We start from the raw sequence: 12,963 nt of genomic DNA on the forward strand, positions 1-12,963 counted from the left end.
ATAATGAAGTGTTAGAAAAACAGGTTTCATTTGCCTGGAAAGGAAAAATTATGTCTGAAAAGAATTTTTATATTACAACGCCAATTTACTATCCATCTGGTAAACTTCATATCGGATCTGCCTACACAACCATTGCTTGTGATGTCCTAGCACGTTACAAACGCCTGATGGGTTACGATGTTTTTTATCTGACAGGTCTTGATGAACATGGTCAAAAGATTCAACAAAAAGCAGAAGAAGCTGGCATTACACCTCAAGCCTATGTTGACGGAATGGCAGTTGGAGTCAAAGAACTCTGGCAATTACTAGATATCTCATACGATAAATTCATCCGTACAACGGATGATTACCATGAAAAAGTTGTCGCACAAGTCTTTGAGCGCATACTTGCTCAAGATGACATCTACTTGGGTGAATATTCTGGCTGGTATTCAGTCTCAGATGAGGAATTCTTTACAGAAAGTCAGCTTGCAGAAGTATTCCGTGATGAAGCTGGAAATGTGACTGGTGGTATCGCTCCATCAGGTCATGAGGTTGAATGGGTTTCAGAAGAATCTTACTTCCTTCGCCTCAGCAAATACCAAGACCGCTTGGTCGAATTTTTCAAAGCTCATCCTGAATTTATCACTCCAGATGGTCGTCTGAATGAAATGCTTCGCAACTTCATCGAGCCAGGTTTGGAAGATTTGGCAGTTTCTCGTACAACCTTTACATGGGGTGTGCCAGTGCCATCTAATCCAAAACACGTTGTCTATGTTTGGATTGATGCCCTTCTTAACTATGCGACAGCTCTTGGCTACGGTCAAGATGAACATGGTAACTTTGACAAATTCTGGAATGGAACAGTCTTCCACATGGTAGGAAAAGACATCCTTCGTTTCCACTCAATCTACTGGCCAATCCTTCTTATGATGTTAGATATCAAATTGCCAGATCGTTTGATTGCTCACGGTTGGTTCGTCATGAAAGACGGCAAAATGTCTAAATCTAAAGGGAATGTCGTTTACCCTGAAATGTTGGTAGAGCGTTATGGACTAGATCCACTTCGTTACTACCTCATGCGTAGCCTTCCAGTTGGTTCAGATGGAACCTTCACTCCAGAAGACTATGTAGGCCGTATCAACTACGAATTGGCCAATGACCTTGGGAACCTCCTTAATCGTACGGTTTCTATGATTAATAAATACTTTGACGGGCAAGTCCCTGCCTATGTAGAGGGTGTAACAGAGTTTGACAATGCTCTTGCTCAAGTAGCTGCTGAATCAATCGCTGACTACCACACTCACATGGAAGCAGTTGACTACCCACGTGCCCTAGAAGCAGTATGGACTCTTATTTCACGTACTAATAAATACATCGATGAGACCGCACCATGGGTCTTGGCCAAGGATGAAGCACTTCGTGACCAATTAGCAAGTGTCATGAGCCACTTGGCAGCTAGCCTTCGCGTCGTAGCACACTTGATTGAGCCATTTATGATGGAAACCAGTCGTGCAGTTTTGACTCAACTTGGTTTAGCAGAAGTTGCTAGCCTTGAGAACTTGAGCTTGGCTGACTTCCCTGCAGGTGTAACTGTAGTTTCCAAAGGGACACCAATCTTCCCCCGTCTGGATATGGAAGAAGAAATCGCCTATATCAAGGAACAAATGGAAGGTAACAAACCAGCAGTCGAGAAAGAATGGAATCCAGATGAAGTTGAACTCAAACTAAACAAGGAAGAAATCAAGTTTGAAGACTTTGATAAGGTTGAAATCCGTGTTGCAGAAGTCAAAGAAGTTTCCAAAGTGGAAGGTTCAGATAAGTTACTTCAATTCCGCTTGGATGCTGGTGATGGTGAAGATCGTCAAATTCTTTCAGGAATTGCAAAATACTATCCAAATGAACAAGAATTGGTCGGCAAGAAAGTCCAAATTGTTGCTAACCTCAAACCTCGTAAAATGATGAAGAAATATGTCAGCCAAGGTATGATCCTATCAGCTGAACATGATGGACAATTAACCCTTCTTACAGTTGATCCAGCTGTACCAAACGGAAGTGTGATTGGGTAAAAATAGACAGGACTAGTTCATGCTAGTTCTGTTTTTTATTTACACTCAATGAAAATCAAAGAGTAAACTAGGAAGCTAGCCGCAGGTTGCTCAAAGCACTGCTTTGAGGTTGTAGATGAAACTGACAAAGTCAGCTCAAAACACTGTTTTGAGGTTGTGGATAGAACTGACGAAGTCAGCTCAAAACACTGTTTTGAGGTTGGGGATAGAACTGACGAAGTCAGTAACCATACATACGGTAAGGCGATGCTGACGTGGTTTGAAGAGATTTTCGAAGAGCATTAACTATTATGCTTTACAAACTAGTGTGAAAGTGGTATATTATAGATGAAGCTACTAGTAGGTATTACAAAATAGATTAGAAGGGAGAAGGGATGAAAGAAACTCAACTATTAAAAGGTGTTCTTGAAGGTTGTGTCTTGGATATGATTGGTCAAAAAGAGCGGTATGGTTATGAGTTGGTTCAAACTTTGCGAGATGCTGGATTTGACACTATCGTTCCAGGAACTATTTATCCTTTGTTGCAAAAGTTAGAAAAAAATCAATGGATAAGAGGCGACATGCGCCCGTCGCCAGATGGTCCAGATCGGAAGTATTTTTCGTTAACCAAAGAAGGAGAAGAGCGTGTCTCGGTCTTTTGGCAACAATGGGACGATTTGAGTCAAAAAGTAGAAGGAATTAAGAATGGGGGTTAAACCATGAAGAAAATGAAGTATTACGAAGAAACAAGCGCTTTGTTGCATGAGTTTTCTGAGGAGAATCAGCAGTATTTTGAGGAGCTGTGGGATAGTTTTAATCTTGCTGGATTTCTCTATGATGAGGACTATCTCAGAGAGCAGATTTATTTGATGATGTTAGATTTCTCAGAAGCAGAACGAGATGGCATGAGTGCAGAGGAGTATCTAGGTAAGAATCCTAAAAAATTAATGAAAGAGATGCTCAGGGAAGTACCTCGCAGTTCTATCAAGGAGTCCCTTTTGACGCCAATTCTTGTCTTAGCGGTATTACGTTATTATCAGCTACTAAGTGATTTTTCTAAAGGTCCTCTCTTAACAGTCAATTTGCTTACATTTTTAGGGCAACTTCTTATTTTTCTGATTGGATTTGGACTTGTGGCCACAATCTTACGTTGGGGCTTAGTTCAAGATTCTCCTAAAATGAAAATTGGCACCTATATTGTCGTTGGGATTCTTGTTCTGCTAGTTGTTCTGGGATATGTAGGAATAGGAAGTTTTGTACAAGAAGGAGCATTTTATCTTCCTGCTCCCTGGGATAGTTTCCTTGTTTTTACGCTTTCTCTAGTCATCAGTATTTGGAATTGGAAAGAAGATTTTTTTCGTCCCTTTAACAGTATGATTGTTGCCCAGCTTATTGTAGGTTCTCTGCTCCGTTACTATGAGTGGATGGGAATTTCAAATGTTTTTCTTACAAAGATTATTCCTTTAGCTGTTCTCTTTATTGGTATCTTTCTCTTTTTCCGTGGGTTTAAGAAGATAAAATGGAGTGAAATATAGTCAAAAAGCCGTTGCAAAGCGGTTTTTTGTTATAATGAAGGGAAGAATGTTAGAAATTAAAGGAGAAAAATTTGATGAGGTACATAACTCTTGGTCAAGATGACAAAGAATTATCAGAAATTGTTCTCGGAATGATGAGAATAGAAGATAAGTCTGTAAAAGAAGTTGAAGAGCTTGTAGAAACAGCACTTTCTGTTGGAATCAATGCTTTTGACTTGGCTGATATTTATGGTCGTGGTCGTTGTGAAGAACTGTTAGGTCTCGTCCTAAAAAATCGTCCAGATTTAAGAGAAGAAATGTGGATTCAGTCAAAATGTGGCATTCGCATTGAAGAATTTACCTATTTTGATTTTTCTAAGAACTATATTATAAAATCAGTAGACGGAATTTTGCAAAGATTGAAGATTGATCATCTAGATAGCTTGCTCCTTCATCGACCAGATGCTTTGATGGAGTCTGACCAAGTAGCAGAAGCCTTTGATCTTCTTTATAAACAAGGTAAGGTTCGAGATTTTGGAGTTTCTAATCAAAATCCTATGATGATGGAGTTGCTTAAAAAAGATGTCAAGCAGCCGTTAGCTGTTAATCAGTTACAATTGAGTGCGGCTTTTACTCCAGGATTCGAATCAGGTTTTCATGTTAATATGGAAGATAGTCAAGCAGCTATGCGAGATGGCAGCATTTTTGAATATTGCAAATTACACGATGTGGTCATTCAAGCATGGTCTGTCTTACAATTTGGGTATTTTAAAGGGAATTTTGTTGGAAATGAGAAATTTCAAGCTTTAAATCAAGTACTTGATCGTTTAGCTATTAAATATGGAGTAACCTCTTCAACTATTGCCATTTCTTGGATATTGCGTTATCCAGCAAAAATGCAGGCAGTGGTAGGAACAACAAATCCTAAGCACTTGAGAGAAGTTAGCCAAGCGGCAAACTTTAGCTTAACAAGAAAAGAATGGTATGAAATTTATCTTGCAGCAGGGAATAATTTACCTTAGGCAAAAATGCATTTAAAGAAATTACAGTCAAAAAAACGTTGCAAAACGTTTTTTTTGTTATGTGACCATTTGTCTGTCTTGATTCGTTAGGTACGGTTCATTAACGGATGATTATGATTTAATACTCAATGAAAATCAAAAAGCAAACTAGGAAGCTAGCCACAGGGTGTACTTGAGTACGGTAAGGCGACGCTGACGTGGTTTGAAGAGATTTTCGAAGAGTATAACTATTCTGATTTACATACTATCAGGGAAGCAGTATCCCATAATTGACGGCACGCTAGTAGGTACTATAAAATGGACTAGAGTACTTTTTTTGATTGGGTATAAAACATCATAGAGAATAAAAAATAGGTTAGGATTTTTTCTCCTAACCTATTTTTACATGAAATAAACAATGGCAATGTACTGGAGGGCAGATGCTGCTAGGATAAAGAGATGCCAAATCATGTGGAAATAAGGTTTTTTCTTGGCGTAAAATCCAGCCCCAACTGTATAACAGAGTCCGCCAGTTACCATGAGACTCCAGAAAATTGGCGTTGTTTGACTGATAATGGCAGGAATGATAGCCAGAACCAACCAGCCCATAATCAGGTAAAGAGCAAGGCTGAATTTCTCATTGACCTTTTTAGCAAAGATTTTATAGAGAATACCAAAGATGGTCGTTCCCCATTGAATGACAATAATTAGATAGCCAAACCAGTTATTCATCAAAGTCAGTACGACAGGTGTATAAGAGCCAGCAATGGCAACATAAATCATAGAATGGTCAATAATTCTCAAGACATATTTGTGGGTTGAACCATAGGCCATAGAGTGATAAATGGTGGATGAGAGGAACATGAGAAAGAGACTAATAACGAAAATGGAAACGCCGATAGATGATAAAAATCCGTGTGCCTCATAACTATAGGTGGATGAAATAGGCAGTAAGATGAGCATGATGATTGAACCTACGGCATGGGTCACGCTATTAGCAATCTCCTCTCCAAAACTGAGTTGTTTGCTGAGTTTAAGACTAGTGTTCATTTGATTACCTCCTCTTGAGTATGATCGATTAAGGCTAGAGTTTGATGATAGAGTTTAACGGTTTTGCAGCTGGTTTGGATAATGGGGTTAGCTGGGTCAATTCCTTGGTTCATGTAGTCCACAAAAGCATCGTAGAGTTGGTCTGAACTTGCTTGAGTTTGGAGAGTATTCAGTGTCTGAGCGATTTCTTGGATTGAAAAGACAGACTTTAGGGTTGTGATAGCAATCAGACGGGCAATCTGTTGGCGTTGGTATTTTTTCTTGTCAGGCTTTGTCAGGTAACCATGTTTCACATAATTATTAACCATAGATGCTGTCAGGCCCTTGTCTTTATCAGGAGAGATAGGGGCGCAGACCTGATTGACATAGAGTAAAACCTGGTCTAGATAGAGGTCAATGTTTGGAATTTCTGCCCATTTTGGGTAGGAAAAGGTAGTTTTCATTTCCAACTCCTTTTTATCTAGTTTTAATAACTAGATTATAAAATAACAAAAACAGAAAGTCAAGTTTTAACTGCTTGTAGAAAGACTTAAATTATGCTATGATGGGAGAAACTAGTCAGAAATGAGGAGAAAAGATGGAGATTCGTTTAGCTTTTCCAAATGAAGTAGATGCCATCATGCAGGTGATGGAAGATGCTAAAAAATGTTTAGCGGATGCTGGTAGTGACCAGTGGCAAAATGGTTATCCAAATGCTGATATTATTATTGAGGATATTATCTCAGGTCAAGCCTATGTAGCATTGGAAGATGGAGAACTACTAGCTTATGCAGCTGTGACCAAGAGTCCAGAGGAGGCCTATGAATCCATTTATGAAGGAAAATGGCAAGCTGGAGAGTCAGAGTACCTAGTCTTTCACCGTATTGCTGTGGCTGTAGATGTCCAGGGACAAGGAATTGCTCAAACCTTCTTAGAGGGTTTGATTGAAGGTTTTGACTATCTAGATTTTCGCTCAGATACGCATGCTGAAAATAAGGTTATGCAACATATTTTTGAAAAACTTGGTTTTAAACGGGTTGGAAAGGTGCCGGTTGATGGGGAACGTTTGGCCTATCAAAAATTGAAGAAATAATGCAAAAGAAGTACGCAAAAATGATCTACTCTTCGCCAATAGGAACCTTGTCTTTGGTTGCTGACGAGCAATATCTGTATGGCATTTGGATGCAGGACCAGAAACATTTTGAGAGGGGATTAGGAGATGAGACGATAGAAGCAGTTGTTAGTCATCCCATTTTAACCCCAGTTATCACTTGCTTAGATGCTTACTTTAAAGGTAAGTCTCAGGATTTATCCAACTTGCCCTTGGCTCCAATCGGAACGGATTTTGAAAAGAGAGTTTGGTCCTATTTACAGGGAATTCCTTATGGTCAGACAGTGACCTATGGGCAAATAGCACAAGATTTGCAAGTGGCTTCTGCTCAAGCAATTGGTGGAGCAGTGGGGCGGAATCCTTGGTCTATCCTAGTACCTTGTCATCGTGTGCTGGGAGCTGGCAAGCGTCTGACTGGTTATGCCGCAGGAGTGGAAAAGAAAGCTTGGCTCTTGGAGCATGAAGGCGCAGATTTTAAAGATATAAAATAGAAAGTGAAAGACATGTTAGAATTTATCGAATATCCAAAATGTTCAACTTGTAAAAAAGCAAAACAAGAATTAAACCAACTTGGTGTGGACTATAAAGCCGTTCATATCGTCGAAGAAACACCTAGCCAAGAAGTCATTTTAAACTGGCTAGAAACCTCAGGTTTCGAGTTGAAGCAATTTTTTAACACCAGTGGAATCAAATACCGTGAATTGGGGCTGAAAGATAAGGTAGGAAGTCTGTCAAACCAAGAAGCGGCTGAGTTGCTAGCAAGCGATGGAATGTTGTTAAAACGGCCCATTTTAGTAGAAAATGGAACTGTTAAGCAAATCGGTTATCGAAAATCTTATGAAGAATTGGGATTGAAATAGTTTTTATCTATCTCTTTGATAGATAAAATATATAACCTCCCTGTTTCAAAGTATGATAAACTAGTAGGTAGAAAAGTCTGTATCTGACCGTAGCAAATAATTTCATTGACGGCAGAAGTATGGTAGAATGAATCATTATCAGGAGAGGATGTTTTTATGAATGTTACAACGATTTTAGCATCAGATTGGTACCAAAACTTGATGCAATTGATTCCGGATGGCAAGCTGTTTAGCCTGCGTTCGGTCTTTGATGGAATTCCAAGAATTGTCCAACAACTTCCAACAACGATTATGTTGACAATTGGTGGTGCCCTTTTTGGCTTGGTTTTGGCACTTCTTTTTGCCATTGTGAAAATCAATCGTGTCAAAATTTTATATCCCTTGCAGGCCTTCTTTGTTAGTTTCTTAAAAGGGACACCGATTTTAGTGCAACTCATGTTGACCTACTACGGAATTCCTTTGGCTTTGAAAGCTCTCAATCAGCAATGGGGTACTGGTCTCAATATCAATGCTATTCCGGCTGCAGCTTTTGCGATTGTCGCCTTTGCTTTTAATGAGGCAGCTTATGCTAGTGAAACCATTCGTGCGGCAATTCTCTCAGTTAATCCTGGTGAGATTGAGGCGGCACGCAGTCTGGGTATGACCCGAGCGCAAGTTTATCGACGAGTGATTATTCCAAATGCAGCAGTTGTTGCGACTCCAACATTGATTAACTCATTAATCGGCTTGACCAAGGGAACTTCTCTAGCCTTCAGTGCGGGTGTTGTGGAAGTCTTTGCCCAAGCTCAGATTTTGGGTGGTGCCGATTATCGTTATTTTGAACGCTTCATCTCCGTTGCCCTTGTTTATTGGGTAGTCAATATTGGAATTGAAAGCCTCGGTCGTTTCATCGAGAGAAAAATGGCTATTTCTGCACCCGATACAGTGCAAACAGATGTGAAAGGAGACCTTCGTTAATGATTAAGATTTCGAATTTAAGCAAATCCTTTTCAGGACAGACTGTCTTGGATCATCTGGACTTGGATATTCAAAAAGGGGAAGTTGTAGCCTTGATTGGTTCTTCAGGAGCTGGGAAATCAACTTTTCTTCGTAGTCTCAATTATCTTGAAACACCTGACAGTGGCTCGATTCAGATTGATGATTTCTCAGTTGATTTTTCTAAAATCACTCAAGAAGAAATCCTTGCCCTACGTCGCAAGCTGTCTATGGTTTTCCAACAGTTTAATTTGTTTGAACGCCGCACAGCACTTGATAATGTGAAAGAAGGCTTGGTTGTTGTCAAGAAATTGTCTGATCAAGAAGCGACTAAGATTGCCAAGGAAGAGTTGGCTAAGGTTGGGCTTTCTGATCGTGAAAACCATTATCCTCGCCATTTATCAGGTGGACAGAAGCAACGGGTTGCCCTAGCGCGTGCTCTTGCTATGAAACCAGATGTTTTGCTCTTAGACGAACCAACTTCAGCCCTTGACCCAGAATTGGTCGGTGAAGTAGAAAAGTCTATTGCAGATGCTGCTAAGTCAGGTCAAACCATGATTTTGGTCAGTCATGACATGTCCTTTGTAGCCCAAGTGGCTGATAAGATTCTCTTCTTAGATAAGGGGAAAATCATCGAGTCTGGAACACCGGATGAGATTATCCACCATCCTAAAGAAGAGCGGACAAAAGAATTCTTCGCTAGTTACAAACGGACTTATATTTGATATAATAGATAAAGGAAAACTCAGTTAGCTGGACTAGCTGAGTTTACTCTTTAAAAAAGATAGAAATGAGAGAAATCATGCTACTGCAACTATTTTCTTTATATTTCGAGAGTTTGATCTTGACCACCATCCTCGTCCTGATTTTTTTAGGGATTTGGATTGGACTGAGAGCCATGTCGGGAGTGGATAAGACAGCCAAGGCTCGCCAAGCCCATCTCTATGATATGATTATGATAGGGGTCTTGGTTGTTCCAGTATTATCCTTTGCGGTTATGAGTTTAATTCTTGTTTTTAAGGCATAATCCTTGCATGATTAACAAGAAAGAGTTAGAATAAAGATAGTTACAACAAGAAAGAAGGAATTTATATGTACGATACTATTATTATTGGTGCTGGACCTGCAGGGATGACTGCGGCCTTATACGCTGCTCGAAGCAATCTGAAAGTAGCCTTGATTGAAGGTGGTTTACCAGGTGGTCAGATGAACAATACATCGGATATCGAAAATTACCCAGGATACGCTAATATCAGTGGACCAGAATTGGCAGAAAAGATGTTTGAACCGCTTGAAAATCTTGGTGTTGAGCACATTTATGGTTATGTTGAAAATGTCGAAGACCATGGTGATTTTAAGAAAGTGATGACCGATGACCAAACATATGAAACACGTACAGTTATCGTAGCAACTGGTTCTAAACACCGTCCTTTGGGAGTACCTGGAGAAGAAGAACTGAACAGTCGTGGTGTTTCTTACTGTGCTGTGTGTGATGGTGCTTTCTTCCGTGACCAAGATTTGTTGGTAGTTGGTGGTGGAGATTCAGCTGTTGAAGAAGCCCTCTTCTTGACTCGTTTTGCCAAGACTGTTACCATTGTTCACCGTCGTGACCAACTTCGTGCTCAAAAGGTTTTACAAGACCGCGCCTTTGCGAATGAGAAAATCAGCTTTATCTGGGATTCTGTAGTCAAGGAAATCAAGGGTGAAAACCGAGTAGAATCTGTCGTATTTGAAAATGTGAAAACAGGTCAAGTGACAGAACAAGCCTTCGGTGGCGTCTTTATCTATGTTGGCTTGGACCCTCTTAGTGATTTTGTTAAAGAATTGAATATCCAAGATCAGGCTGGTTGGATTGTGACAGATAACCATATGAAAACTGCAGTTGACGGTATCTTTGCGGTTGGAGATGTTCGCTTGAAAGACCTTCGCCAAGTAACAACAGCAGTTGGAGATGGAGCTATCGCTGGTCAAGAAGCCTACAAGTTTATCACCGAACATAGTTAATTATAAAAACGCATAGTATCAGATTTACAAAAAATTTGACACTATGCGTTTTATTGTGGGAAAATTAATTTCATTTTCTACTGAAATTGAGTTTTGCCAGCCTCTTATATTTTTAGAAAAATCCTTTAATCTTGCTAACGAGGCCATCTAGACCTTCTGAACCGGAAATCAACTGCTGAGCTTGAGAGAAGTATTCTCCAAGTTGTTCTTGATTTTCTGCAACGAATGTTTTAGCAGCTTCGAAATCTTTTGTTCCGATTAATTCTTTTACTTGGTTAAACAAATCTAATGGGTTCATCCTATTTCTCCTTTTCTGTACTTAATTATTTAACCATCTTTATGATAAAAAATCAACTGTTGCTGCTTTTGGCTAGAACCTGTTTTTATCTACAAGTTCTCATAACTAAGATTCTAACTACCAAAACAAGGTGGACATAAAAATGTTCGGGTTTTTCTAGTGTATCCATGAAATAAAAACGGATACATGGTATAATAGAAATAGCTCTTTAATGGAGGTGTTTGAGTGGAAAATCTGAAGAAAATGGCAGGTATCAAGGCCGCTGAATTTGTAAATGATGGGATGGTTGTCGGACTGGGAACGGGTTCTACTGCTTACTATTTTGTAGAAGAAATTGGTCGTCGTATCAAGGAAGAGGGGTTGCAGGTTACAGCTGTAACGACTTCTAGTGTGACCAGTAAACAGGCTGAAGGGCTTAATATCCCGCTCAAGTCTATTGACCAAGTAGATGTTGTTGATGTGACGGTTGATGGGGCGGATGAAGTGGATAGTCAGTTTAATGGAATCAAAGGCGGTGGTGGTGCCCTCCTAATGGAGAAGGTTGTTGCAACGCCCTCAAAAGAATACATTTGGGTGGTGGATGAAAGCAAGCTAGTCGAGAAACTAGGTGCTTTTAAATTGCCAGTAGAAGTGGTTCAGTATGGCGCAGAACAGGTCTTTCGTCGTTTTGAGCGAGCTGGCTACAAACCAAGTTTCCGTGAAAAAGATGGCCAACGTTTTGTGACGGATATGCAGAATTTTATCATTGACCTTGCCTTAGATGTCATTGAAGATCCAATTGCCTTCGGGCAAGAATTGGACCATATCGTTGGTGTTGTAGAGCACGGCTTATTCAACCAAATGGTGGATAAGGTCATCGTTGCTGGACGAGACGGGGTTCAGATTTTAACTTCAACAAAAGCAAGATAACTAAAATAATAAGGAGATACACTATGTCAAAATTTAATCGTATTCACTTGGTGGTACTAGATTCTGTAGGAATCGGTGCTGCACCAGATGCTAATAACTTTGTCAATGCAGGGGTTCCAGATGGAGCTTCTGACACACTGGGACACATTTCTAAAACCGTTGGTTTGAATGTGCCAAACATGGCTAAAATCGGTCTTGGAAATATTCCTCGCGAAACTCCTCTTAAGACTGTACAAGCTGAAAGCAATCCAACAGGTTATGCAACAAAATTAGAAGAAGTATCTCTTGGTAAGGATACGATGACTGGGCACTGGGAAATCATGGGACTCAACATTACAGAACCTTTCGATACTTTCTGGAATGGATTCCCAGAAGAAATCTTGATAAAAATCGAAGAATTCTCAGGACGCAAGGTCATTCGTGAAGCCAACAAACCTTACTCAGGTACAGCTGTTATCGATGATTTTGGACCACGTCAAATGGAAACTGGAGAGTTGATTATCTATACTTCAGCTGATCCTGTTTTACAAATTGCTGCCCACGAAGATATTATTCCTTTGGATGAATTGTACCGTATCTGTGAATACGCTCGTTCAATTACACTTGAGCGCCCTGCCCTTCTAGGTCGCATCATTGCCCGTCCATATGTTGGTGAGCCAGGTAACTTCACTCGTACAGCAAACCGTCGTGACTTAGCCGTTTCTCCATTTGCACCGACTGTTTTGGATAAATTGAATGAAGCAGGTATCGATACTTACGCTGTTGGTAAAATCAATGATATCTTTAACGGTGCTGGTATCAACCATGACATGGGCCACAACAAGTCAAACAGCCATGGAATTGATACACTATTGAAGACCATGGGCCTTGCTGAGTTTGAAAAAGGATTCTCCTTCACAAACTTAGTTGACTTTGATGCTCTTTACGGCCACCGTCGTAATGCTCACGGTTATCGTGATTGCTTGCATGAGTTCGATGAGCGCTTGCCTGAAATTATCGCTGCCATGAGAGAGAATGATCTTCTTTTGATTACTGCTGACCATGGAAATGACCCAACCTATGCTGGAACTGACCATACTCGTGAATATATTCCACTTTTAGCTTACAGCCCTAGCTTTAAGGGAAATGGTGTCATTCCAGTTGGACATTTTGCAGATATCTCAGCGACAGTTGCGGATAACTTTGGTGTTGAAACTGCCATGATTGGGGAAAGTTTCTTAGATAAATTGGTATAA

The 12,963-nt window shown here is 40.1% G+C and carries 16 protein-coding genes; 13 read left to right on the forward strand and 3 right to left on the reverse strand.

The window, feature by feature from the left end; genetic code table 11:
* Positions 1-50: 50 nt before the first annotated feature.
* The 4 genes from metG to O3650_RS03850 all read left to right on the forward strand — a co-directional run bounded on the left by metG (position 51) and on the right by O3650_RS03850 (position 4,563).
* A complete protein-coding gene (metG, locus tag O3650_RS03835; protein ID WP_153192487.1) occupies positions 51-2,048 on the forward strand; it encodes a methionine--tRNA ligase in 1,998 nt (665 codons plus the stop codon).
* 374 nt (positions 2,049-2,422) lie between these two features.
* Entirely contained in the window at positions 2,423-2,743 is a 321-nt protein-coding gene (locus O3650_RS03840) for a PadR family transcriptional regulator (RefSeq protein ID WP_049495225.1), read from the forward strand.
* Between the two features lie 3 nt (positions 2,744-2,746).
* Complete coding sequence (locus O3650_RS03845) at positions 2,747-3,562, forward strand: hypothetical protein (protein ID WP_153192485.1); 816 nt, start codon at positions 2,747-2,749, stop codon at positions 3,560-3,562.
* Between the two features lie 74 nt (positions 3,563-3,636).
* Positions 3,637-4,563: an aldo/keto reductase family oxidoreductase gene (locus O3650_RS03850; RefSeq protein WP_153192483.1), complete on the forward strand. Its 927-nt coding sequence runs from the start codon at positions 3,637-3,639 to the stop codon at positions 4,561-4,563.
* Between the two features lie 381 nt (positions 4,564-4,944).
* On the opposite strand, the gene O3650_RS03855 is transcribed toward O3650_RS03850, so the two are convergent.
* Positions 4,945-5,592 carry a hemolysin III family protein gene (locus O3650_RS03855; protein WP_101782583.1) on the reverse strand — a complete coding sequence of 216 codons (648 nt, stop codon included), beginning with the start codon at positions 5,590-5,592 and terminating at the stop codon, positions 4,945-4,947.
* A complete protein-coding gene (locus tag O3650_RS03860; protein WP_101782584.1) occupies positions 5,589-6,035 on the reverse strand; it encodes a DUF1836 domain-containing protein in 447 nt (148 codons plus the stop codon). Before O3650_RS03860 ends, O3650_RS03855 begins: the two co-directional genes overlap by 4 nt.
* A gap of 134 nt (positions 6,036-6,169) precedes the next feature.
* Here O3650_RS03860 and O3650_RS03865 point away from each other — a divergent pair, with 134 nt between their 5' ends.
* The 7 genes from O3650_RS03865 (at position 6,170) to trxB (ending at position 10,521) form a co-directional block, all read left to right on the forward strand.
* Positions 6,170-6,664, forward strand: coding sequence for a GNAT family N-acetyltransferase (locus O3650_RS03865; RefSeq protein ID WP_153192481.1), 495 nt, complete (start codon positions 6,170-6,172; stop codon positions 6,662-6,664).
* Positions 6,664-7,173, forward strand: a complete 510-nt coding sequence (locus O3650_RS03870; RefSeq protein ID WP_153192479.1) for a methylated-DNA--[protein]-cysteine S-methyltransferase — start codon at positions 6,664-6,666, stop codon at positions 7,171-7,173. Before O3650_RS03865 ends, O3650_RS03870 begins: the two co-directional genes overlap by 1 nt.
* A 12-nt stretch (positions 7,174-7,185) precedes the next feature.
* Positions 7,186-7,542: an arsenate reductase family protein gene (locus O3650_RS03875; protein ID WP_000889093.1), complete on the forward strand. Its 357-nt coding sequence runs from the start codon at positions 7,186-7,188 to the stop codon at positions 7,540-7,542.
* A 156-nt stretch (positions 7,543-7,698) separates the two neighbouring features.
* Positions 7,699-8,499: an amino acid ABC transporter permease gene (locus O3650_RS03880; RefSeq protein ID WP_001103449.1), complete on the forward strand. Its 801-nt coding sequence runs from the start codon at positions 7,699-7,701 to the stop codon at positions 8,497-8,499.
* Complete coding sequence (locus O3650_RS03885) at positions 8,499-9,242, forward strand: amino acid ABC transporter ATP-binding protein (RefSeq protein ID WP_000590965.1); 744 nt, start codon at positions 8,499-8,501, stop codon at positions 9,240-9,242. The genes O3650_RS03880 and O3650_RS03885 overlap by 1 nt, the downstream gene beginning before the upstream one ends.
* A gap of 77 nt (positions 9,243-9,319) precedes the next feature.
* Positions 9,320-9,544: a DUF4059 family protein gene (locus O3650_RS03890; protein ID WP_000926599.1), complete on the forward strand. Its 225-nt coding sequence runs from the start codon at positions 9,320-9,322 to the stop codon at positions 9,542-9,544.
* A 65-nt stretch (positions 9,545-9,609) separates the two neighbouring features.
* Complete coding sequence (gene trxB, locus O3650_RS03895) at positions 9,610-10,521, forward strand: thioredoxin-disulfide reductase (RefSeq protein WP_000272298.1); 912 nt, start codon at positions 9,610-9,612, stop codon at positions 10,519-10,521.
* Between the two features lie 112 nt (positions 10,522-10,633).
* Here trxB and O3650_RS03900 read toward each other — a convergent pair whose 3' ends face one another.
* Complete coding sequence (locus O3650_RS03900) at positions 10,634-10,819, reverse strand: hypothetical protein (RefSeq protein WP_261083063.1); 186 nt, start codon at positions 10,817-10,819, stop codon at positions 10,634-10,636.
* A 225-nt stretch (positions 10,820-11,044) separates the two neighbouring features.
* Between O3650_RS03900 and rpiA the strand changes: the two genes are divergently transcribed.
* Both rpiA and O3650_RS03910 read left to right on the forward strand, forming a co-directional pair.
* On the forward strand, positions 11,045-11,728 hold the full coding sequence (gene rpiA / locus O3650_RS03905; protein WP_261024907.1) for a ribose-5-phosphate isomerase RpiA: 684 nt from the start codon (positions 11,045-11,047) through the stop codon (positions 11,726-11,728).
* A gap of 23 nt (positions 11,729-11,751) precedes the next feature.
* Positions 11,752-12,963 carry a phosphopentomutase gene (locus tag O3650_RS03910; RefSeq protein WP_261024906.1) on the forward strand — a complete coding sequence of 404 codons (1,212 nt, stop codon included), beginning with the start codon at positions 11,752-11,754 and terminating at the stop codon, positions 12,961-12,963.

This window comes from Streptococcus sp. 20925_1_24 (genome assembly GCF_041432335.1).
Classification (GTDB): Bacteria; Bacillota; Bacilli; order Lactobacillales; family Streptococcaceae; genus Streptococcus; species Streptococcus mitis_BM.

Coding starts and splice junctions, on each gene's coding strand:
- metG (WP_153192487.1), top strand. CDS start 51: ATGTCTGAAAAGAATTTTTATATTACAACGCCAATTTACTATCCATCT.
- O3650_RS03890 (WP_000926599.1), top strand. CDS start 9,320: ATGCTACTGCAACTATTTTCTTTATATTTCGAGAGTTTGATCTTGACC.
- O3650_RS03845 (WP_153192485.1), top strand. CDS start 2,747: ATGAAGAAAATGAAGTATTACGAAGAAACAAGCGCTTTGTTGCATGAG.
- O3650_RS03910 (WP_261024906.1), top strand. CDS start 11,752: ATGTCAAAATTTAATCGTATTCACTTGGTGGTACTAGATTCTGTAGGA.
- O3650_RS03850 (WP_153192483.1), top strand. CDS start 3,637: ATGAGGTACATAACTCTTGGTCAAGATGACAAAGAATTATCAGAAATT.
- O3650_RS03900 (WP_261083063.1), bottom strand. CDS start 10,819: ATGAACCCATTAGATTTGTTTAACCAAGTAAAAGAATTAATCGGAACA.
- O3650_RS03875 (WP_000889093.1), top strand. CDS start 7,186: ATGTTAGAATTTATCGAATATCCAAAATGTTCAACTTGTAAAAAAGCA.
- O3650_RS03840 (WP_049495225.1), top strand. CDS start 2,423: ATGAAAGAAACTCAACTATTAAAAGGTGTTCTTGAAGGTTGTGTCTTG.
- O3650_RS03860 (WP_101782584.1), bottom strand. CDS start 6,035: ATGAAAACTACCTTTTCCTACCCAAAATGGGCAGAAATTCCAAACATT.
- O3650_RS03885 (WP_000590965.1), top strand. CDS start 8,499: ATGATTAAGATTTCGAATTTAAGCAAATCCTTTTCAGGACAGACTGTC.
- O3650_RS03865 (WP_153192481.1), top strand. CDS start 6,170: ATGGAGATTCGTTTAGCTTTTCCAAATGAAGTAGATGCCATCATGCAG.
- O3650_RS03880 (WP_001103449.1), top strand. CDS start 7,699: ATGAATGTTACAACGATTTTAGCATCAGATTGGTACCAAAACTTGATG.
- trxB (WP_000272298.1), top strand. CDS start 9,610: ATGTACGATACTATTATTATTGGTGCTGGACCTGCAGGGATGACTGCG.
- O3650_RS03870 (WP_153192479.1), top strand. CDS start 6,664: ATGCAAAAGAAGTACGCAAAAATGATCTACTCTTCGCCAATAGGAACC.
- O3650_RS03855 (WP_101782583.1), bottom strand. CDS start 5,592: ATGAACACTAGTCTTAAACTCAGCAAACAACTCAGTTTTGGAGAGGAG.